Source organism: Bacillus sp. es.036, assembly GCF_002563635.1.
Classification (GTDB): Bacteria; Bacillota; Bacilli; order Bacillales; family Guptibacillaceae; genus Guptibacillus.
In genome coordinates, this window is the sequence record NZ_PDIZ01000001.1 from 1,787,133 (window position 1) to 1,807,603 (window position 20,471).

Here is a 20,471-nt window from a genome sequence, read left to right on the forward strand (position 1 = left end):
CTTGAAGATTCAGTCTTTTTGAGGTAAGATTATATCATAACAAGTTCACTTGGAACGTACACAACAAAACGGAGATGATGGCTCAATGATTAATAAACTTAAAACCAAATCACTGTTAGGGAATGAAGACTTGGATTTCAACCGTCGATTGGGTATGCCCGTCGAAGTTTTCTGCCCAAAATTAAAAGATACTGTCGCCTTCGGAAAGATTGAGATGTTCGATGAAGATGAACTTTCCATAAACGGAAACAACTTCCAAATTGAACAGTACCTATTCTTTGGTTGTCCTGAGCAAAGGTAACAGTTTATTTATAATAAAGATTAATGTCGTATTGATTTTTTAAATATTTAAAAACAACATGACGACTTTCCCATTGTTTTTGACCTTCAAATAGTTCATCACTTCGATCTAATATCTCCAGTCTTAAGGACTCATATTCATCCTCAGCTTTCTTGTTTTTTTTTGAAAACTTCCTTAATTGAAAGTAAGTAACAATACTACTAATAACCAATATTAGCAGCATAGGAATCGAATTAAAAGTAAGGTCATTCACAAAAAAAGATGTGCTGTTTTCTAGCTCATACCAAAAAAAACACCCCATGCTAACTAATAAAAACGCAAGGATATATCCGTAAGACTGTGATTTTGCTTTATACTGCTTTTCAACATTCTTTCGTTCCACTAATTCTTGCAACAGAACGATGGTAACATTCGACTGTGGTTGTGGAAGGTTCCACTCCTTTAATGCGTCCACTTTATCCCCCCTTTTGTTGAATCTAGTTTATGCAGGAGCTTGGTTTGTTACGACAGGGGGAATAAATCAATTTAAACTATAGCGATTTTACAGAAAATATGAATACAACAGGAATAGAGAAACCATCCCAATAAACAGTAGTGCGAGTACTCGAATTAATGTGAAAGAAGGCATTTCTTTTTCTTCATTTCTCTTTCGACTCGACTGCTTTTTTTTTGTACTTTTATTTCGATGGTATTCCTTCCTAGAAGGCAGTGGACTTTCGCTTTTCATTAAACTCACCTTTCATGATGTGATCACATTCGTGCTTTCTGCTTTATGAGACAAGCCATAACAAAATCGATTAAAAAATGAGCTGTGATTGTTGTCATTAAGTTATCAGTCACTTCATACAAAACACCGATTAAGAAACTAATCACAACGACGGAACTAAATAAGACAGGTTTAGAAAGATACCGAACATGTATGATCGCAAATAACAAACTTGAAAGGACTAATCCGAAACTTGTTTGGATAACACCTCTAAACAACAGCTCTTCACTAAATGAAATGATAGCACACAAAAAGAAAATATGAGAAATTGAAAGACGGGAAAAAATCCGCTCATTAATTCCTCCATCATCCAACATCTCTTCAGGTAGTGTCTTCATGAGAATGAGATCAATACCAATCACAAGGAATGCTGTACCCCCACCTATAACGGTTATCTGTGTCCAAGTAAAATGGATTAGATCTGCGAAAAACCACAAATCTTGAAACAAAAATAAACTCATTATACTTGCTAGAAGAACCAATATAATCTGAGTTAAATAAACATTCAATAACAGTTCTCGATCTGTTAACTGTTTTACTGCTTCAGCCTGTCGATTTCTCACCGTGGTCCTCCTTGCTTACGGTAAGCATCCGCTTCAATTCAGCTTCCCAATCAAATGCATGTTGGTTGGAAACGTTGATTTGATCTCTACTACCTTTATATTCTTGAAGGTTTAGCCCACAATAATCACAGCAAGGTTCAATGATATGATTAGGTTCTCCAAACCTTTCTAATAAACCTTTTCTTCTACACTGTTTTTCTTCTAGCCAGCTTTTAAATCGAAACCATTTTATAAGCTTTGCTTTTCTGTGTCGTTCTATTGCTGTAAGAATTCTTGCTAAATTAATATCGAAATCAAAAGATTGGATCACTCTTTCTTTGATTACTCCTAATCCTTCTAACTGATGAAGCAAATAGCGCCATGCTGTCTCAGTGTAGCCAAATCGATCTCCTTCACGTTCGAGCTGGTAACTAGAGTAGGCTGTTCCTTCTCTCCCAAAAAAGTCGAGTAAGACTTCTTTCACTTCATGTTCTTTTGGAAGCTCCGAATCAATAAAGGAAAGTGGTAAGAACTCATCTTCTTCTGTGTGTAAGTGAATCGCGATGGATGGTAATTGATCCCTTCCTGCTCTCCCTATTTCTTGCAAATAGCTTTCAATTGTCGATGGTGGGTGAAAATGAATCACAAATCGAATATTACTTTTGTTAATCCCCATCCCAAAAGCATTCGTTGAACATATAATCGATAGCTCATCATTTAGAAACTGTTGTTGAATTAAGAGACGGTCCTCCTGTTCCATTCCCGCATGATACGATGCACAATCTCTACCTTCACGACTCAATGCTTTCGCTAGTTTATCCGCCCAACTTCGACTTGAGAAATAAATTATACCTGGACCTTTCAGTTCAAGTGCGTATTCCTTAACCGCCTCGATCTTGGTTTCAAGAGAGGGAAATTTATCTAGTTTAATCGCTATATTAGGTCGATCCACGCTATGTACATGGATGGCGGGGTCGCTCATATTTAATTGGCGTAGAATATCAAGACGAACATCTTCCGTAGCTGTTGCGGTAAGAGCAAGGAGTGGTGGACGACCAAACGCTTCACGAATAGCTCCGAGCTTCAGATAGTCGGTTCTAAAATCATGGCCCCATTGAGAAATGCAGTGAGCTTCATCTATAACCATTAATCCAATATCTAATTTTTTTAAGGCTTGATATACATATTTATTTTGTAGAATTTCTGGGGAGACATAGATAAAGGAAAAAGTTGATAAATCCTTTAAAATACCTTTTCGCTTTTCAAAATCCAGAAATCCGTTTAACGCAATGACTCTTTTTTCACCTTGTGCTTTTAATTGCTGAACTTGATCCTCCATTAACGAAACTAGTGGCGATACGATAAGAATTGGAGAAATCCCCGCATATAATGGAAGTTGATAGCATAGGGATTTCCCAGCTCCAGTAGGGAGCATGGCGAAAACGTCTCTATTATTGAGTACATCCTTAATAATTTCTTCCTGACCATAGCGAAATTCGCGGTAGCCAAAGTGCTGATATAATAAGTCTGATAACGACATTAAATCCCTTCTTTGCAAAGAGTTAATCGAATTTCAAAATAGGAATATTGATCGTTCATATAGTCCTTAATTAATTTTAATCGCTGACTGTCAATTTCCTTACTAGCTAACCTGATTTCTAATTGTGCCTTTGGATCTACAAATGGACTTATTGAGAATTCCGGAATATTTATCGCAATCTCGACTAAATGATCCTCAATTGTACTTCGCTTGAGCCTTCGAGTATGGGCAATTTCTTCAATCGTCATTCCGTCTTCAAGAAGTTTATAAGTTTGCTTTGTTGATAAAGTTAATGGCAACTGCCCGCTTGTTCCCTCTATCATTGAAGCAAGAATCGGGTATTGCGCTGAATTATGCTGAACCTGGAAGAGTAAACCATGAATGACACCTTGAAAACGGAACATTGCTTCTTCATAACTTATCTTATGCACATCCGCTAGTTGATGAACGGTCAATCCTGTTCTCCCTTCACCGCTTAGCCTCATAATAAAAAAAGAAGCATGTGGATCTGGTAGTTTTTGAAGATGCGATCGAATTTCCTGAAATAGTTCTTTTGCGAGAAGTACTCTCTTTTCTTTCTTGACTGGAAAATGCTTTTTCACCCAATTTTGTATTGCTTCATCTTTACTAATTGGGTAAAAATTCATGTTGCCATGGATTGAATAAGAAAGGCTTTGCATGAATAAACTAAGCCGCTGCCAAAATAATTCACTTACTTGATGATACTGCCAACCTGCTAAATAATCCGGTATCGGTTTCGTGACTAAAAAGGCACTTAAAGCCTCTTTTCCGCCTGAAGTGATTTGATATCCTTCGTGTTGATTCGGTTGAATCAACTGCGTTTCAAGTAATGCGAAAACGTGCTGTTCAAGTTTTGACCGTTTTAACTTCTTTAAAATCCCAAAGAAACTCCCTACTTTAAAAAGCTTCCCATCTTGTATCGTTTGAGAAGATTTCTTTCCAGTTAGAAGATGGTATACGGCAGATAGTGAACGTTCTCCCTTAAACCGGTCAAAAATATATAATAGCACACCATCGAAATATTCCATGAATCCACCACCTATTTCATTCTCCATTATTGTATCAAATTTTTTCATCTGTTTACTTATTTTAAAACCGGGTAACATTCATTTAGATGCTAATAAAAGGATTAAACTATTGAAAAGTCAAGGCATCACCTTTACAATAAGATTATTAAAAACTTTCATTTACGAATAAAAGGACGATGAAAGGCATATAGAAGTATTGAATAGGAGGTTAAATCATGGCTAAGTATACTATTGTAGATAAAGACACATGTATTGCCTGCGGAGCTTGTGGCGCAGCCGCACCCGATATTTATGATTATGACGATGAAGGTATCGCTTTTGTAACACTTGATGACAACGAAGGTATCGTTGAGATCCCAGAAGTGCTTCATGAAGATATGATGGATGCGTTTGAAGGTTGTCCTACTGATTCCATCAAAATTGCTGATGAGTCATTTGATGGCGACGCAACAAAATTTGAATAGTTCCCATTAGAAATCCCTGGTTTTTTAAATCAGGGATTTTTTTATTATTTTTTTAAAAGAAATATTATTGTTGAAATTGACACTTTAGTGCTTTCATGGTAAAAAGTAAGGTATTGAGTTTTCTAAAAAATGAGAAGAGATAGACAAAGGGAGTGGAGAAGTTGGCTTACGTTCTAGTAACTGATGGTATTAAGGAAGATGGTTTACAGCCACTGTTAAATGAAAGCACGCTCACATGTGACATTGGATCTTTGAATGATTTCAGTGATCGTCTCGATCAGTATGAAGCTTTGCTTGTAAGAAGCGCTACAAAAGTAACCGCAGAAGTGCTTGATCAAATGCCTGCATTACGTATTGTTGCAAGAGCCGGTGTGGGAGTAGATAACATTGATATTGATGCTGCGACAAAGCGAGGCGTTATAGTCGTCAACGCTCCAGATGGCAATACGATTTCCACGACAGAACATACTTTTGCAATGATGGCTTCTCTAGCCCGGAACATTCCTCAGGGAACATCCTCCTTAAAAAGTGGCAAATGGATGAGAAAACAATATGTCGGAACCGAACTTAATGGAAAAACACTAGGGATTGTTGGTATGGGACGTATTGGTACTGAACTTTCCAGAAGAGCTAGAGCCTTTGGGATGGATGTGGTCGTTTACGATCCTTTCTTAACGAACGATCGAGCTGAAAAATTAGATGTTCAGTCTGTTGAATTTAATCACTTGCTAGCAACTGCAGATATTATTACCGTTCACACACCGCTAACTGAAAAAACACGCGGTCTTTTAAACGAAGAAACGCTCGCGAAAACAAAAAAAGGCGTTTTCTTAATAAACTGTGCTCGTGGTGGCATTATTGATGAGGACGCACTTATCCCATACCTTGATTCAGGACATATTGGCGGCGTAGCACTTGACGTTTTTGTAGCAGAGCCTCCAGAGGAGGATCATCCCCTCCTTCGTTATGATCAAGTGATTGCCACTCCACACCTTGGAGCGTCTACGAAAGAAGCGCAGCTTAACGTCGCTGCTCAAGTAGCAGAAGAAGTCCTTCATTTTCTAAAAGAAAAACCAATTCGAAACGCAATCAACTTACCTGGTTTTTCAAAGGAAGAATATGAAAAGATTAAACCTTATTATGAACTTACACGTAAAATGGGTAGCATTCTTTCCCAATGTATGAAATCAGCTGCGAATTTAGTTGACGTAACGTATGCAGGTAAGTTGACTGAATTGGACACCGCTATCTTAACAAGAAACTTGATGGCCTCTTTCCTAAAATCAAGACTAGATACCACTGTAAATGAAGTAAATGCACCTTCGATTGCGAGAGAAAGAGGCATTACTTATGGGGAAAAGCATAGTTCTGAAACACATGGATACTCCAATCTTATTTCAGTTTCGGTAAAAGGAGACAAAGAAGCCTTCTCCCTTCAAGGTACTTACATTAAAGAATATGGCGATCGAATTACACAATTAAACGGGTTCGATATCGACTTCCACCCTCAGGGCCATCTTCTCTATATACAACATAACGATCGTCCAGGCGTTATTGGTAATGTAGGAAAAGTACTTGGTGAACACCGCATTAACATTGCCACCATGCAAGTTGGTAGAAAAACGGCTGGGGGCGAAGCGATTATGATGTTATCATTTGATGCGCCATTGCCTAAAAATATAGAAGAAACACTAGAAGATGTTCAGGATATCGTGAAAGTTGAGCAAATTGGTGGTGTATAAACATCAAAAAAAGGAACAAGAGCATTTTGCTCTCGTTCCTTTTTTTATAAGTTAATTGGTTTACGCTCTCCCTTTTCAAATGTCATCAGTTTTGAATAACCGACGGATTTGGCAAGAGCTACGGCTTGATCATAATCTGCACCTACGTCTGTAGGTACGTGAGCATCAGAAGAAAGAACGATAGGGATATCCTTTTCATAGCACATTTTTAGAAGCTCTGGATCAGGATAGAGCTCTCCTACCGGCTTTCTTAAACCTGCTGTACTTATTTCAACACATGTTTTTGATTGAGATAAAGCGTTCGTGGCCCGATCATATTGTTCAAGTAGAAAGTCACGACTTTCAGGTTTATATTTAAAGATTTTTACTAGATCGAGATGGCCGACAATATCAAATAAATTGGATTCTGCTAGCGTAACGACTTGATCAAAGTATTTACGGTAGACGGTGTTAATATCTCTTTCGTCCCAGAGATGACGATATTCCGCTAAATCAATTCCAAAATCCTCTACCCAATGAATCGATCCGATTACGTAATCAAACTGATAACCAGAAATAAATTCTTTCATCTCTTGATGTTTTCCAGGGGTGTAGTCCATCTCAATTGACATCTTAACGTCCATCCCCTTCTCTTCTGCTTGTTGGAAGAGATGAACATAGTCCTCCATGTTATACCACCTGCGTTCATTGACCCATGGATTACTTAATATGTTCTCGGTTTCATAAAAATGATAAGCATGCTCAGAGATACCAAAATGACTCACATTTTTTCGCTTCGCTTCTTCAACGAACTGAGATAAATAATCAAAAGTTAACGTTCCTTTTTCAAGGTGATTGTGATAATCCGTGTACACAGCTACAGCTCCTTTTATCGAACTAGTTTGACACTTCCCATCATTATTGTAACGTATTAACGGGACGAAAGGATACCTCTATCGCTTTCTTTTCTATCAATCATTCTTTCCTTCACTGAAAGAAGCCTCCGATAAAAACGGAGGCTTCTTTCATTTACATCAATTCGACAATATGTGAGTGGTGCCTGTCACTCAACCTTCTCTGGTATAAAGAAGGAGAATGTCGTGCCTTCTCCACTTTTGCTATGGACGGAAATGTGGCCTAGGTGCGATTCTACAATGTTGCGAGCAATCGCAAGACCAAGACCTGTACCTGATCTTCCTCTTGTACGGGCTTTATCTGCTTTATAGAAGCGTTCAAATACAAACGGAAGATCATCCTCTGGAATCCCTGATCCTGTGTCTGTCACATCAAATTGCACACCTTTTTCAAGTGAGGTGATCAGTAAGCTCACTTCACCTCCACCTGGGGTATGTCTAACTGCATTATCCAATAAATTGGTTAATACTTGTTCGATTCTATCCGGGTCAATCATCAACATTCGATCTTGATTTGATACATGGAATTTTAAGTTCACTTCTCGATCTCGGGCAAGACCAGAAAACTTCCTTAAAATCCTCTGACCAAAGTCTTGCAGATGAATACTGCTGTAGTGTAATTCATTGTGACCAGCTTCCATTCTTGCAAGATCAAGCAGTTCGTTCACGAGCCTGCCCATTCTTAGAGACTCGTCATAAATAATTTGAGCTACTTCCTTCTTTTCTTCATCACTGCTCGCAATGTCATCCACAATCGCCTCACTATACCCTTGCAACATTGCAATTGGTGTTCGTAGCTCATGTGACACATTCGCAATAAAATCTTTTCTTAATTTATCAAGCCGACGTTCTTCTGTCATATCTCGGAATACTGCAACTGCACCACGAATAGTAGACTGATTATATAGTGGAGTCATGACAACGACCCAACTTCTTCCTTGCAACTCCACTTCAGTTAGCTGTTCCCTTTCAAGCATAACAACCAAACTGAACAATTCGTTAATATCTTCTGGCACTTCTTTTTCGGGATCTTCTTCCATCCCCTGTTCGTAGTACCACGCTTTTAGAAATCGCTCAGCAGGGGGGTTCGTACTTAATATCGCCCCAGTTTTATCAAACGTTATGACGCCATCAGCCATGCTGCTCAAAATACTGGAAAGCTGTTCCTTTTCCTGATTTAAAGCGGTAACATAGTTATTTAATTGTCGGCCCATCCGATTAAAAGCGACAGAGAGTTCTCCGATTTCATCATGAGTAACCATTGGTACTTTTGTATCAAATTTTCCTTTCGCTACCTGGGTAGCAGCTTCTCTCATCTTCAATAAAGGGGCAGTGATGCGAGTTGATAAGAAAAATGCAAAAATGGTTGTTAAAACAATGGCAATTCCAGCAGCTATGTAGATTAAATTACGGGCTTGACTGGTTGTCTTCGCAATAACATCAAGCGATTGATATAGAAATACCGCGCTATCATTTTCGCCATCAACTTCCATAGGTACTCCCACGATTAGTAGCTCATTATGTGACTCTGGATTAAGATTTGTTTCAAAATCACCTTGTTTTACAACCGTCTCTCTCTCAGTAAAAACGCCATTAAGAATTGGATCATCTTTAAAAACTTCCAATGGTAATTGCGGTAAACCGTGTGAATTTGGTGAATACCATAATTCTCCGCTTTCTTCTTTATCAATGATCATCACCCCTGTCGGGTAAAAGTCTGTGATTTCCCAGGCAGTTTCAAGCGCTTGATCTCGATCATCATATCGCTCGATAACAGAAGCCACTTTATTTGCTAGTCGCTCCATCTGTTCGGCTTCTTTTTCCACATGAAAATCCTCAAAAAATTGAAGTAATAAAATGGTTAAGATCGATAGTACAAATGCAACTAACAGGATAATAGTAAGCCAAAGCTTACCTACAACACTTCTCCAAATCATTACTCTTTAACAGCCTCAAACTTATACCCTACACCCCAAACTGTTGAAATCATTGCAGCAGCTTTTGGAGAAACTTTATTCAACTTTTCTCTAAGTCGTTTCACATGAGTATCAACAGTACGAAGATCACCAAAAAATTCGTAATTCCATACATCTTTCAACAGTTCTTCACGAGAGAATACTTTGTCAGGCGCTTTTGCAAGATAATACAAAAGCTCATACTCTTTAGGTGTTAAATTAATAATTTGTTCCTCTGCTAGGACACGATGTGCATCATGATCAATGGTTAAGTGCGGAAACACGATTACATTTTTTGTGGTTGTTTCTGTTTGTAGAAATTTTGTCGTTGACGACCTTCTAAGCAATGCCTTCACGCGGAGAACGACTTCCCTCGGACTAAATGGCTTAGTAATATAGTCATCTGCTCCAACTTCAAATCCTTGAACGCGATTGGCTTCTTCGCCTTTTGCCGTCAACATAATAACAGGCGTCGCTTTTTGCTCACGCATTTGCTGACAAACTTCTATTCCATCCATTCCCGGAAGCATCAGATCAAGCAAAATGAGATCAAAATCATCTTCGATGGCCATTTCAAGTGCTTGTTCTCCATTTTCCGCTTCTTCAATATCATAGTTTTCTCTCTCTAGATACATACGTAGCAACTTTCGAATACGCTCTTCATCATCTACAACTAAAATTCGTGCGTCTTTTTCCAAGAAGATTACCTCCCACATGAGCTCATGTGTTCTATTCTATCATGTATTTAGCTTTACCGACCAGTAACGGGAAGTCCATTTTCGATATATCATAAAAACTATGTATTCGTAATAAGTCTTCCTTTTAGCATGTTCTACCTTTTGAACAAATAAACAAACTGCCCCACCTTATAAGAAAACCTTCACTATTCGTGAAGGTTTTCTTTGCTATGCATAAGAATGAAGCCCAGAAATAACAAGGTTTACAACAACGAGGTTTAGCATGATGATGACAAAACCTACTACAGCTAACCATGCTGATTTCTCACCTTGCCAACCTCTTGAGAGACGTAGATGGAGATACGCCGCATAAAAGAGGAATGTCACAAGCGCCCACACCTCTTTAGGGTCCCATCCCCAGAACCTCGTCCAGGCAGCCTGTGCCCAGATCATCGCGAAGATTAGAGCTCCAAGTGTGAAAACCGGAAATCCAATCGCAACTGCTCGATATTGAATTTCATCTACTAGTTCTTCATTAACATTTTTGAGGGCAGGTTGAATTGCAGCACCAATTCGCTTACGTAAAATCAACCTGATTAGACCATATAGGACCAGGCCTCCTACAATTGACCAGATGAGCGTATTTAGCTTATGAGCAGCTTTCTCTCCCTTCATCCAGCTAGGAGCTTCAAAAAGAGGGCCAAATTCATTCCCACTTACATATTGCCCATCAGTTGGACCAGCTAGTGCTGGTAACGTATAGTCTACTGTAACCTGTTGTTCATTCTGATCAACAAATTGATAAGTAGATGAATAGCCTGCAGCTTCGAATCCAAGGGAAAGGATAACAAAGGCAATGGTACTTATTAAAGAATACATCACAAATTCAAGCCAAAAAGTAGACTTGCTTGCTTTCTTCTGATTTACCGTTTTAACAAGATAAACAAGACCAGCAGCAAAACTAATGGCTAATATCCCTTCGCCGAGTGCAGCCGTCGTTACATGAATTTTAAGCCAGTTACTTTGTAGAGCTGGAATAAGCGGCTGAATGTCGGATGGAAACACACTTGCATAAGCGATAACAATAATGGCTACCGGCATTGCAAAAACCCCGATAACATTACTTCGATAGATCAGATATATAATCAAGAAAGCGAAGACCATCGCCATCCCGAAGAACGTTGTAAATTCAAATAAGTTACTAACAGGCGCATGCCCTGCTGCAATCCATCTTGTAATAAAATAGCTCAGTTGAAAAAGAAAACCAACCGTTGAAAGAATAAATCCCCACATTCCCCATTTTTTCGCATGAGATTCCTCATCTGACTTTCGCCATTTCCTCCCGAATAGAGAAATAGCAAAAACGATACTCGCTGCAAAGTAGATAAAGAAAGCGACATAAAGCAAGTTACTGCTTAATTGAGCCATCTTATCTTGCCTCCCTTCGTGGTGCTAACAATCTATTTCTTTTGTTCTGCCTGGTCTATCGGCATTTGAAGTCCAGTTTGAGTCGAGATACTTTCGAGTTCACGCTTTAAACCATACCAGTTTTTATTTGTATGAGAAGATAACCAGATGTCTTTATCTGTTCTTCGTACCCAAATTCGACGATGATTCCAGTACATTCCTTGAATGACACCAATCATAAAGATTGCACCACCGATAGCAAGAATCCATAAAGTGTTATCTTTTCTTACAACAAGGCCGGACACATTTTTTGTATCTACGTTTTGAAATGACATTTTGTAGTCATTTTCCCCAAGCGGTTCTAAGTTCTGCTTAATCGCAACAAAAGCAACTTCCCCATCTGGATGCTCAGGAGAAACCATATTCAAGATAAACGCAGGATTATTTGGAACTTTCGATTTAGTCGTTGGTTCCCCTTTATCATTAAACTCGAAATCCGGAAAATAATCCATCACTTCAACGCGATACCCATTATCAAGATCATATGATTTATCAGGATTATATAAATTAATTGTAAGATCTCCAACAGATTCATCAGTGTCTTTATTATCCATTGTAAATGACATCGTTTGTAGTTCATTCAACTTATAATCTACTTGATAAATCGCATAACCATCAAACTTAAGCGGTTTATTTACTTGAATAGGATGCTCCTTCACTTTCTCGAGTTCAGGATCAGTTCCCGCGACTCTTTCACCAACTTGCTTATATAAAACAGCGTCAGTTTGATAGTTTTTCGCAACCGCTGCTTGTCCCGATTCTTCAATCGCATTTTTGAATTTTTCATCGTTATTGTCATACGTTTCTAATATAAATCCGTCGCTTTGTAAATAATAAGCTTCTTCGGTACCTTTTATTTTTTCTGTTTCACCTTCTCTTAACCAGAGAACTTCATCAACATACATTCCTGGAAAAAAGCGAAGCATGCCACCGATCAGAAATAGTATAAGTCCAATATGATTCACATATGGTCCCCATCTTGAAAAACGATTTTTCTCGGCGAATAGGTGACCTTCTTCTTCTTTTACTTTATACCTCTTCTTTTCTAAAGCTTCTTTAATGCCCTGCAAGTCTGGCGTATTTTCATTGACTTCTGTTACACCAAAGTATTTCTGACGTTTCATAAAGCTCTCATGGCGAATAACACGCTGTTTTTTTAGGGAGCGATATAACGGAACAAAGCGATCAAGACTGGCAACGATTAAAGATAGTCCAAGTGCTGCAATTAAGAGCATGTACCACCAGGAACCGTATAAATTATGAAAACCTAGGTCATAATAGAGTTGACCAAGTACGCCATATTGTTCTTTGTAGTAAACTGTCGGATCTGACAGCGGCGGTATGTACATTTCTTGAGGGAAAATTGTGCCTATTGCGGAAGCGACAAGTAGTAAAATAATGATCCAAATTCCTACCTTAACGGATGAAAAGAAATTCCAGATCTTATCAATAATCGTTGTTTTATACGTTTGTGACCTCCGTGCACTTCCTTCATATCTCATATTAAGTAGTTGCTTAGAATCTAAATCACCTTTAAGCGGTTTACCACATACTTCGCATATCTCAGTTCCATAAGGGTTCACATGTCCGCATTCACAGGTGATGTTTTTGTTGCTCATTGGAACACCCCATTACGGTTGGATTCGCTTCATATAACGATCAATAACTTCCTCTGAAAGACTAGCTTCCGTTTTTTGAATAACCTTTCCATCCTTATCAATTAAAAAGGTAACTGGAATTGGGCCCACTCCATAGTGATTTGTTACATCATTGCTTTTATCAAGCAATACTGGAAAACTAAGATTATACCGATCAGCAAAGCTTTCTGCTGTTAATTTAGGCTCTGAAACATTCACTGCTAATATTTCGACACCTTTTTCCTTGTATTCTTTATACTTCTTGTCCATAGCAGGCATTTCATCTTTACAAGGCTCACAATAAGTTGCCCAGAAATTCAGAAAGACCCCTTTTCCTCTGTAGTCCTCAAGCTCAACTTCATTTCCTTCTAAATCAGTTAATATAAAGTTAGGTGCTTGATCTCCGGCCTGTACGATTCCGCTTTCATTTGCAAAAAAGTTTGTATAGAACGTATAGCCGACTGCTATAAAGACGATAGCCAATATAACAGTCCGCACGATCAGCCGGTTTTTCTTTTTCATCGAACCAACTCCAATCAAACAAAGCAATACTACTCTCACTATAACGTGTCATTAAGACGGAACCTTATCGTTTTTTTGAATTTTGTGTGACAGCTTGGTTTCGCAGCTGTTTTACTTCATAAGGTTTTAGTTCACGATAATCTCCAGGATTCATTCCAGTTAGTTCCAAAAATCCGTAACGTTCTCTTTTTAACTTTTGGACAGGATAACCCAAAGTTTCGAACATACGACGGACTTGACGGTTTTTTCCTTCATGAATTGTTAATTCTACAATCGACTTTTCTTTTTGCTTATCGACTGATAATATTCTTGCGCGTGCTTTAGCGGTTTTGCCATCTTCTAGCTGTACGCCTCTCTCAAGCTTTTGAATGGTTTCTTTATTCATTAAGCCTTTCACTTTTGCCACATACACTTTGTCTACGTGATAGCTTGGGTGCATAAGCTTATTCGCAAAATCCCCATCATTTGTTAGGAGTAAAGCACCTGACGTGTCGTAATCAAGTCTTCCAACAGGAAAAATACGTTCTTCGATTTCATGAAAATAATCGGTAACCGCTTTTCTTCCTTTATCATCATCTATTGTTGATATGACGCCTGTTGGTTTATAAAACAAAAAATAAACAGGTTCTTCGCGTTCTACCTGAATCCCGTTCACTTCGATTTTACAGCGTTCAGATACCTTTGTCCCGAGTTCAGTAACGACTTTGCCGTTTACTTTCACTCTACCTTCTTCAATCAATGTTTCTGCTTTTCGTCTGGAAGTTACACCAGCCTGAGCAATTACTTTTTGCAAACGTTCCATTAAATTCACCTCACTAAAACATCATACTCTTGTCACAGTCAAACCTCAAGCACAGATTCATTCTATCATTTATTATGCTCAAACAAGAATTTTCCAAACCTTCTGTTAGCATTAAAAAAAGCCATGCGAGATGGCTTTTACCCAAAGACGAGAGTAACAAACAAAATCGCTGCGGCAATTCCGACAAGATCTGCTAGTAAGCCTACCTTTAGGGCATTCCCCATGCGCTTAATCCCGATCGCTCCAAAATAGACCGTAATGACATAGAGGGTTGTATCGGTACTACCCTGCATTGTAGAAGCTAATCTTCCTATGAACGAATCTGGCCCATAAGTGCTAATAATATCCGTTGTCATCGCAAGCGCACCTGTCCCAGATATTGGACGTACAAGCGCTAACGGCACTATTTCTGTTGGCACTCCAATTGCTTCTAAAGGAACTTTTAACAAACTACTTAGAAAAGCCATAGCTCCTGAAGCTCGAAACACTGAAATGGCAACCATCATACCAACAAGATAAGGGACGATCGAGACAGCGATAGAAAGTCCTTCTTTCCCACCTTCTACAAACGTTTCATAGGTAGGTACTCTTTTCCAAGTTCCATACGCTAATATAAACCCAATCATCAGAGGGATGATCCAAATCGACATATTCACGTCGAACCCCCCCCTTTACTTCTCCTATAAAAATAACGATCGATGAGTATCGCTCCAATTGTTGAGCATGCCGTTGCTGCAATAGTTGTACCTATTATTTCAGTTGGCGAAACAGAACCATATTTCATCCGGATCGCGATCACGGTAGTTGGGATTAGCGTTAAGCTCGATGTATTAAGAGCAAGCAACGTGACCATTGATCTTGTCGCGTTGTCTTTCATGTCGTTAAGCTTTTTAAGTTCTTCCATAGCTTTTATCCCCATCGGTGTAGCCGCATTACCGAGGCCAAACATGTTTGCCATCATATTGGAAAGAATATAGCCCATAGCTGGGTGATCTGGTGGTACCTCAGGAAATAGTTTTCTAGCAATTGGTTTAAACCCTTTCCCTAATAGATCAAGTAAACCAGATTTCTGAGCAATTCTCATTAAACCAAGCCAAAAAATAAGAACACTTAACAACCCAATACAAACCGCTACGGCTTCTTCTGCTCCTGTAAAAATGGCTTTATTAACTTCTTCCATCGTTCCATTAATAAGGGCATAAAGGATGCCAATCAGGAATAAGCCGGCCCAGATGAGATTAACCATTGAGATCACGACCTGTATCGAATGAAAAAAGCTCTTTTAGAAAACCCCAGAATCCTTTGTTTTCTTCCTTATCTCCCTCGTACATAATCGGTGCTTTGATAATTGTTTCACCATTTAATTTCACATAATACATACCGACTGGCTCAGACGATCCAAGTTCATCCCATTTATTTTTATCCGGTGGATCTACGAGTTGGATGGTTGATTCAACCTGATTCCTCTCATCTTCTGCTAACGGATAAGAAAGATCTCTACTTAACGTAACGTTATCCTTGTATGGTTCTTTCTTCACGTCCTTTAGCTTACCTTTAGGCTCAAGAAGGGTTAGTTCATAGTTCGCATATCCCCAATTAAACATGGAAATGTGATCATTCCAATCGTCTGGAGCGTCTAACGTTACAGCAATAAGCGTCATGTCATCTCGCTCTGCAGTTGAAACGAGCGTTCTTTTTGCTCGTTTTGTGTAACCAGTTTTTCCACCCGTGGAATCCGAATATAAACTTGTTAAAAGCTTATTCTTATTACGCCATACATAATCCCACTCTTCCATTTCGTTGGGAGCCTTATGTACTTTTGTTCCTGAAATAATTCCATACGTCTCGTTATTCATGGCATACTGAGTTAGCAAGGCCATATCATAGGCTGTTGAAAGATGGTTTTCATGATCATCCAAACCATGCGGATTCATAAATATCGTCTTCGACATCCCGATCTCTTCTGCCTTTTGATTCATTAACGTTACAAAACCTTCTAAACTGCCACCAACCTCCTCAGCTATCGCGACCGCGGCATCGTTTCCCGAGCGCAACATTAAACCGTACACTAAGTTTTCAAGCGTTATTTTTTCTCCTTCTTTTAAGTATAAAGAGGAGCCTTCCGTCCCAGCAGCATTATGGCTCACTGTTACTTTCTCATTCATTTTGCCTGATTCAATCGCAAGAACTGCAGTCATAATTTTTGTGATGCTAGCTATTCTTCGTTGGGAATACGCGTCTTTTTCATAAAGGACCCTTCCTGTTTCTTGTTCAATTAGTATCGCGCTTCTTGCTGAAACGCCAATCCCATTCGCAAAAGCCTCTCCTGGAATCATTAGAAACAGCAGAGCTGCAATTAATATTAAGACGCCAATTTTTGTCTTCAACGAGTTCATCATGACATCCACGTCCCTTAGGCTCTATATTTGTACAAGTCTATGAGCATGAATCGTGGGATATGTCTATCAATCCTCGTTTACGTTTGAAAATACAACTCGATAATCTGTGACATCTTTTAACGCCTTTTCTTCAATTGGAATGCGGACTTTCAATAACAAAATCCCGTTTAAAAGTGTAAACACAATCGCAGTAATATAAGAGGAAAAAATAAGTGGGAGTGAAATGATTTCGAGGGCCACAATCATATAATTTGGATGTTTTATATAACGGTAGGGTCCTTTTTTGACAACGTTAGCATCTGGCAGAACAATAATTTTCGTGTTCCAAAACCGTCCAAGGCTTTTGATTGTCCAAAAACGAAGAAATTGTGCCAGAACAAATATCCCTAACATGATTGTCCAAATGATCGACAATGAAAAGCCACGTAATATGGTTTCAATGCCGACAGCAAGAAGAAAACTGATATGCAGCATCACGATATACTTATAGTGGTTCTGGCCTATTTCTTTTGCTCCTCGCTCCTTCATCCACCTCTCATTACTCTTCGCAAGCATTAATTCACCTAAACGCTGAATAACTAGAATACTAAAAATCCCCGCAAACAGAAGACTCATTTATGCCCCTCCTTTTTCCCATTTTAATAACAATAGCTCTGAACAAAACCCGGGTCCAAGTGCAGCCATAAGTCCAATATCTTCTTCCTTACAACCGTTTTGTAGAATTTGATCCAATACGTATACAACCGTTACAGAACTCATATTGCCATAATTTCTTAATACATCTCGCGAAACAGATGTCATGTCACGACTGAACCCAAGTGCTTCCTCGTAAGCTGTCAACACTTTTGTCCCCCCAGGATGAGCAATAAAATAATTAATTTCTTCGGTAGTTTTCTTCTCTGAGCTAAGAAATTGTAAAACATTTGGTTCAAGCCAACTTGCAACAATTGATGGAATCGATTTCGAAAAAACAACATGCAAGCCTTCATTGCTTACTTCCCAGCCCATTACGTCTTCCGAATTCTTCATTAGTGTTGAGCGTGTCGCTACTACTTTTGGCAGACTGCTCATGTTGGACCGTTTCTTAATTGGTGACTTTTCTCCAATCATTAAAACGGAAGAGGTTCCGTCTGCAAACAATGCCGTACCTATAAGATTACTTTTGGAATAATCCCCGTGCTGAAAAGTTAAGCTACACAACTCTACATTTATGACAAGAACAGTCTGCTCCGGGTGAGCAAGACAGTAATCACTAGCTCTTGCTATGCCTGCAGCTCCTCCCGCACAACCAAGACCCCAAATCGGAATACGTTTTGTATGAAGGGAAAATGGAAGAACATTCATAAGTCTTGCCTCTATACTTGGAGTTGAAATTCCCGTTGTTGATACAAAAAAGATCGCATCTACATCTTCACAACTCACAGCTTCTTTTAGATAAACGGGATTCTGAAGACAATCCTCTACTGCTTTTTTTGCATATTCGACAGCAAGCGTAATGTATTTTTCGTTTTTTTCTTCGAAGGTTGGTCCGCTACTGTACCACTCTAGCGGCATCGCAAAATATCTTGTATCAATTTCTGCACTTTGAAAAACAGGAAGCAGGCGTTCAATGTCTTTAAAATGTTGACCAAACTGTTTTTTTGCAAATGAGGCAGCTTCCGTTTGTTCGAGGCAATGAGGGGGTAAACATTTCCCGATTGATAGGATCATTGGCTTTTACTCCTTTTACCTTTTCAACTAGTTTCCGAAATCCTCCTGCTTTTTATACAAGAAGTTCTAGCGGAGCGGGATTAGTTCTCTTGTATCATTGCTTATCAAAACGAAAAAAGATGTCTCAATCTCGAGACATCTTTTCATTATTAAAAGTCGTAGACTTATTTTTCTTAATTTCAGCTAAACTCGCGTAAAGTTGCGATAAATCCGACTTATCCAGCAGGCGAAAAAACTCTTCTTCAGTATTGATATAGAGACGTTTTCTCCCTGGATAAAACGAAAGGAAATTTAGAGCAACAGCCTCCTGTAAGGGTAGATCATAACCCCATATCCCTTTAGCCTTTGCCGTTTCTCCAAAAATAGCAGGATACAAGACATGGAATCTTTTTTCATTTCCATCCTGAACATAGGTTACGGTAGAGCGAACAAATGAATCCTCAGGAGAATTGGAACGCTCTTTCTTTAGGTGTTCATAGGTGACATCAACGACTTTCATCGATTATCCTCCTTCACCAATTACGCAAGTTTATTCTGGAATTTCCTGAAACTTCTCAAAAAACAGGTCTGCTTCTTCCTCTTCCTTATCTTCGCTACCATCTGGAAGTGGCGGGAGATCTTTAATTGAGCTTAATCCAAAATGAAAAAGAAACTCTCGTGTTGTTCCATAAAGAATCGCTCTGCCGGCTTTTTCCGCTCGCCCTGCTTCTTTAATGAGTAATTTACTCATCAAAGTTTGAAGAGGCTTATCCGTTTTTACGCCTCGAATCTCTTCAATTTCAACCCTCGTAATCGGTTGTTTATAAGCGATGATTGCAAGCGTTTCAAGAGCAGCTTGCGAAAGCGTATGATTACCAGGTGTGTCGACCAGCTTCTCGATATAAGACGCGTTTTTAGCATTTGTCGTTAGCTGATAGCCCCCACCGATGAAGCTAATCTTAAAACCACGATCTTTATCATCATATTCTTGTTGCAGGTCTTTTAGTGCATCTAGAAGGGTGTCCTCTTCCAATGAAGTAGTTTCACAAAGAGATTTGACAGTAATCCCTTCGTCACCTACTACAAATAGAAGACTTTCAATGATGCTCTTTATTTCTTCATTCGTCACACTGATGCCTTCCCTTCTCGTTCAAAAATCATGATTTCACCAAAGTTTTGATCTTGTTCACATGCTACATCTCTCGTTTTCATTAGTTCAAGAACAGCGAGAAACGTTACAATCATATGGCCGCGATCCGCTTCACTAAAGAGCTCACTAAAGCGTCTCTTAGCGCCTCCTTGCAACTGATGACGGATATCATTCATCCGATCTTCAATTGGAATTTCTTCACTCTGAACTGTGGTCCGCTTTGGTTTTTTATCCTTTACTCGCCTCGTCATCTTTTGAAATGCTGCAAGCATATCGTATAAAGTAACATCCCCAATTGATGTTTGATCGTCTTCTTGGGTGTATTCACTTATATCAGCAGGTGGTCGTGCATAGAGCAAACTTCGACTAGACTCTTTTTTCTTCAGATCATTTGCTGCTTCTTTAAACCTTCTGTATTCAACAAGACGTTGAACAAGTTCATCACGAGGGTCATCCTCAAAGTCCGGGTCCTGTTCCAATATTGCTTCTTCTTTTTGCGGAAGAAGCATTTTGCTTTTAATCGCAAGTAACGTTGCTGCCATGACAAGATATTCACTCGCTATATCAAGTTCTAACTCTTGCATGGTGTGTACAAATGTTAAATATTGATCCGTAATTTGCGAGACCGGTATGTCATAAATGTCAACTTCGTACTTATTTATAAGGTGCAGTAGTAAATCCAGCGGACCTTCAAATGCATCTACTTTTACATTATATTGCATCATTTTCCATCTTCCTTTATTCATGTCCATCGAGTATACCGATTATATCATATTTCAACTATACAACAGATGACGGATCTCTTTAAATGTGATTGATAAAGCGATGCACTTTCGATGCCTCACGCTCATGTGCTACACTACAAAAGAAACGGAG

The 20,471-nt window shown here is 39.0% G+C and carries 22 protein-coding genes; 3 read left to right on the forward strand and 19 right to left on the reverse strand.

Annotated features, from left to right (window positions below; all coding sequences use genetic code 11):
- Nucleotides 1–85 precede the first annotated feature (85 nt).
- Entirely contained in the window at nucleotides 86–301 is a 216-nt protein-coding gene (locus ATG70_RS09140; RefSeq protein ID WP_098444009.1) for a hypothetical protein, read from the forward strand.
- 4 nt (nucleotides 302–305) lie between these two features.
- On the opposite strand, the gene ATG70_RS09145 is transcribed toward ATG70_RS09140, so the two are convergent.
- From ATG70_RS09145 to ATG70_RS09160, 4 genes are all read right to left on the reverse strand, one after another.
- Entirely contained in the window at nucleotides 306–755 is a 450-nt protein-coding gene (locus ATG70_RS09145) for a DUF2663 family protein (RefSeq protein ID WP_098444010.1), read from the reverse strand.
- 296 nt (nucleotides 756–1,051) lie between these two features.
- Nucleotides 1,052–1,630: a CPBP family intramembrane glutamic endopeptidase gene (locus ATG70_RS09150; RefSeq protein ID WP_098444011.1), complete on the reverse strand. Its 579-nt coding sequence runs from the start codon at nucleotides 1,628–1,630 to the stop codon at nucleotides 1,052–1,054.
- Nucleotides 1,611–3,149 carry a RecQ family ATP-dependent DNA helicase gene (locus ATG70_RS09155; RefSeq protein ID WP_098444012.1) on the reverse strand — a complete coding sequence of 513 codons (1,539 nt, stop codon included), beginning with the start codon at nucleotides 3,147–3,149 and terminating at the stop codon, nucleotides 1,611–1,613. The genes ATG70_RS09150 and ATG70_RS09155 overlap by 20 nt, the downstream gene beginning before the upstream one ends.
- Nucleotides 3,149–4,198 (reverse strand): helix-turn-helix domain-containing protein, encoded by a 1,050-nt coding sequence (locus tag ATG70_RS09160; protein WP_179886232.1) that lies wholly within the window; start codon nucleotides 4,196–4,198, stop codon nucleotides 3,149–3,151. Before ATG70_RS09160 ends, ATG70_RS09155 begins: the two co-directional genes overlap by 1 nt.
- Nucleotides 4,199–4,413: 215 nt before the next feature.
- Here ATG70_RS09160 and ATG70_RS09165 point away from each other — a divergent pair, with 215 nt between their 5' ends.
- Nucleotides 4,414–4,662 (forward strand): ferredoxin, encoded by a 249-nt coding sequence (locus ATG70_RS09165; RefSeq protein ID WP_098444014.1) that lies wholly within the window; start codon nucleotides 4,414–4,416, stop codon nucleotides 4,660–4,662.
- Between the two features lie 161 nt (nucleotides 4,663–4,823).
- Nucleotides 4,824–6,404: a phosphoglycerate dehydrogenase gene (serA, locus tag ATG70_RS09170; RefSeq protein ID WP_098444015.1), complete on the forward strand. Its 1,581-nt coding sequence runs from the start codon at nucleotides 4,824–4,826 to the stop codon at nucleotides 6,402–6,404.
- A gap of 44 nt (nucleotides 6,405–6,448) precedes the next feature.
- Here the strand turns inward: serA and ATG70_RS09175 are convergent, their stop codons facing one another.
- The 15 genes from ATG70_RS09175 to ATG70_RS09245 form a co-directional block, all read right to left on the reverse strand.
- A complete protein-coding gene (locus ATG70_RS09175) occupies nucleotides 6,449–7,258 on the reverse strand; it encodes a histidinol-phosphatase (protein ID WP_098444016.1) in 810 nt (269 codons plus the stop codon).
- Nucleotides 7,259–7,446: 188 nt separating this feature from the next.
- Nucleotides 7,447–9,234, reverse strand: coding sequence for an ATP-binding protein (locus tag ATG70_RS09180; RefSeq protein ID WP_098444017.1), 1,788 nt, complete (start codon nucleotides 9,232–9,234; stop codon nucleotides 7,447–7,449).
- Nucleotides 9,234–9,950 (reverse strand): response regulator, encoded by a 717-nt coding sequence (locus ATG70_RS09185; RefSeq protein ID WP_306472700.1) that lies wholly within the window; start codon nucleotides 9,948–9,950, stop codon nucleotides 9,234–9,236. Before ATG70_RS09185 ends, ATG70_RS09180 begins: the two co-directional genes overlap by 1 nt.
- Nucleotides 9,951–10,157: 207 nt before the next feature.
- Nucleotides 10,158–11,357, reverse strand: a complete 1,200-nt coding sequence (ccsB, locus tag ATG70_RS09190) for a c-type cytochrome biogenesis protein CcsB (protein ID WP_098444019.1) — start codon at nucleotides 11,355–11,357, stop codon at nucleotides 10,158–10,160.
- A gap of 32 nt (nucleotides 11,358–11,389) precedes the next feature.
- Nucleotides 11,390–13,015, reverse strand: coding sequence for a cytochrome c biogenesis protein ResB (gene resB / locus ATG70_RS09195; protein WP_098444020.1), 1,626 nt, complete (start codon nucleotides 13,013–13,015; stop codon nucleotides 11,390–11,392).
- 12 nt (nucleotides 13,016–13,027) lie between these two features.
- Nucleotides 13,028–13,555, reverse strand: a complete 528-nt coding sequence (gene resA / locus ATG70_RS09200; protein WP_098444021.1) for a thiol-disulfide oxidoreductase ResA — start codon at nucleotides 13,553–13,555, stop codon at nucleotides 13,028–13,030.
- Nucleotides 13,556–13,619: 64 nt separating this feature from the next.
- A complete protein-coding gene (locus tag ATG70_RS09205; protein WP_098444022.1) occupies nucleotides 13,620–14,357 on the reverse strand; it encodes a pseudouridine synthase in 738 nt (245 codons plus the stop codon).
- A 137-nt stretch (nucleotides 14,358–14,494) separates the two neighbouring features.
- Nucleotides 14,495–15,007, reverse strand: coding sequence for a spore maturation protein (locus ATG70_RS09210; protein WP_098445769.1), 513 nt, complete (start codon nucleotides 15,005–15,007; stop codon nucleotides 14,495–14,497).
- Between the two features lie 2 nt (nucleotides 15,008–15,009).
- Nucleotides 15,010–15,603, reverse strand: coding sequence for a nucleoside recognition domain-containing protein (locus tag ATG70_RS09215; RefSeq protein ID WP_098444023.1), 594 nt, complete (start codon nucleotides 15,601–15,603; stop codon nucleotides 15,010–15,012).
- Nucleotides 15,596–16,756: a D-alanyl-D-alanine carboxypeptidase family protein gene (locus ATG70_RS09220; protein WP_373560758.1), complete on the reverse strand. Its 1,161-nt coding sequence runs from the start codon at nucleotides 16,754–16,756 to the stop codon at nucleotides 15,596–15,598. Before ATG70_RS09220 ends, ATG70_RS09215 begins: the two co-directional genes overlap by 8 nt.
- A 66-nt stretch (nucleotides 16,757–16,822) precedes the next feature.
- Complete coding sequence (locus ATG70_RS09225; protein ID WP_098444025.1) at nucleotides 16,823–17,371, reverse strand: isoprenylcysteine carboxyl methyltransferase family protein; 549 nt, start codon at nucleotides 17,369–17,371, stop codon at nucleotides 16,823–16,825.
- Entirely contained in the window at nucleotides 17,372–18,466 is a 1,095-nt protein-coding gene (locus ATG70_RS09230) for a type III polyketide synthase (protein ID WP_098444026.1), read from the reverse strand.
- A gap of 124 nt (nucleotides 18,467–18,590) precedes the next feature.
- On the reverse strand, nucleotides 18,591–18,965 hold the full coding sequence (locus tag ATG70_RS09235) for a hypothetical protein (RefSeq protein WP_098444027.1): 375 nt from the start codon (nucleotides 18,963–18,965) through the stop codon (nucleotides 18,591–18,593).
- 30 nt (nucleotides 18,966–18,995) lie between these two features.
- Nucleotides 18,996–19,574, reverse strand: coding sequence for an SMC-Scp complex subunit ScpB (gene scpB / locus ATG70_RS09240; RefSeq protein WP_098444028.1), 579 nt, complete (start codon nucleotides 19,572–19,574; stop codon nucleotides 18,996–18,998).
- Complete coding sequence (locus tag ATG70_RS09245; RefSeq protein ID WP_098445770.1) at nucleotides 19,571–20,317, reverse strand: segregation/condensation protein A; 747 nt, start codon at nucleotides 20,315–20,317, stop codon at nucleotides 19,571–19,573. Before ATG70_RS09245 ends, scpB begins: the two co-directional genes overlap by 4 nt.
- Between the last annotated feature and the right edge of the window lie 154 nt (nucleotides 20,318–20,471).

What these genes read in the sequence shown, in the direction of transcription:
- ATG70_RS09235 (WP_098444027.1), bottom strand. Translation starts at nt 18,965, where the DNA reads ATGAAAGTCGTTGATGTCACCTATGAACACCTAAAGAAAGAGCGTTCC.
- ATG70_RS09210 (WP_098445769.1), bottom strand. Translation starts at nt 15,007, where the DNA reads ATGTCGATTTGGATCATCCCTCTGATGATTGGGTTTATATTAGCGTAT.
- resA (WP_098444021.1), bottom strand. Translation starts at nt 13,555, where the DNA reads ATGAAAAAGAAAAACCGGCTGATCGTGCGGACTGTTATATTGGCTATC.
- ATG70_RS09215 (WP_098444023.1), bottom strand. Translation starts at nt 15,603, where the DNA reads ATGGTTAATCTCATCTGGGCCGGCTTATTCCTGATTGGCATCCTTTAT.
- ATG70_RS09245 (WP_098445770.1), bottom strand. Translation starts at nt 20,317, where the DNA reads ATGCAATATAATGTAAAAGTAGATGCATTTGAAGGTCCGCTGGATTTA.
- ATG70_RS09220 (WP_373560758.1), bottom strand. Translation starts at nt 16,756, where the DNA reads ATGATGAACTCGTTGAAGACAAAAATTGGCGTCTTAATATTAATTGCA.
- ATG70_RS09165 (WP_098444014.1), top strand. Translation starts at nt 4,414, where the DNA reads ATGGCTAAGTATACTATTGTAGATAAAGACACATGTATTGCCTGCGGA.
- ATG70_RS09180 (WP_098444017.1), bottom strand. Translation starts at nt 9,234, where the DNA reads ATGATTTGGAGAAGTGTTGTAGGTAAGCTTTGGCTTACTATTATCCTG.
- ATG70_RS09225 (WP_098444025.1), bottom strand. Translation starts at nt 17,371, where the DNA reads ATGAGTCTTCTGTTTGCGGGGATTTTTAGTATTCTAGTTATTCAGCGT.
- ATG70_RS09160 (WP_179886232.1), bottom strand. Translation starts at nt 4,198, where the DNA reads ATGGAATATTTCGATGGTGTGCTATTATATATTTTTGACCGGTTTAAG.
- ATG70_RS09205 (WP_098444022.1), bottom strand. Translation starts at nt 14,357, where the DNA reads ATGGAACGTTTGCAAAAAGTAATTGCTCAGGCTGGTGTAACTTCCAGA.
- ATG70_RS09140 (WP_098444009.1), top strand. Translation starts at nt 86, where the DNA reads ATGATTAATAAACTTAAAACCAAATCACTGTTAGGGAATGAAGACTTG.
- ccsB (WP_098444019.1), bottom strand. Translation starts at nt 11,357, where the DNA reads ATGGCTCAATTAAGCAGTAACTTGCTTTATGTCGCTTTCTTTATCTAC.
- resB (WP_098444020.1), bottom strand. Translation starts at nt 13,015, where the DNA reads ATGAGCAACAAAAACATCACCTGTGAATGCGGACATGTGAACCCTTAT.
- ATG70_RS09155 (WP_098444012.1), bottom strand. Translation starts at nt 3,149, where the DNA reads ATGTCGTTATCAGACTTATTATATCAGCACTTTGGCTACCGCGAATTT.
- ATG70_RS09230 (WP_098444026.1), bottom strand. Translation starts at nt 18,466, where the DNA reads ATGATCCTATCAATCGGGAAATGTTTACCCCCTCATTGCCTCGAACAA.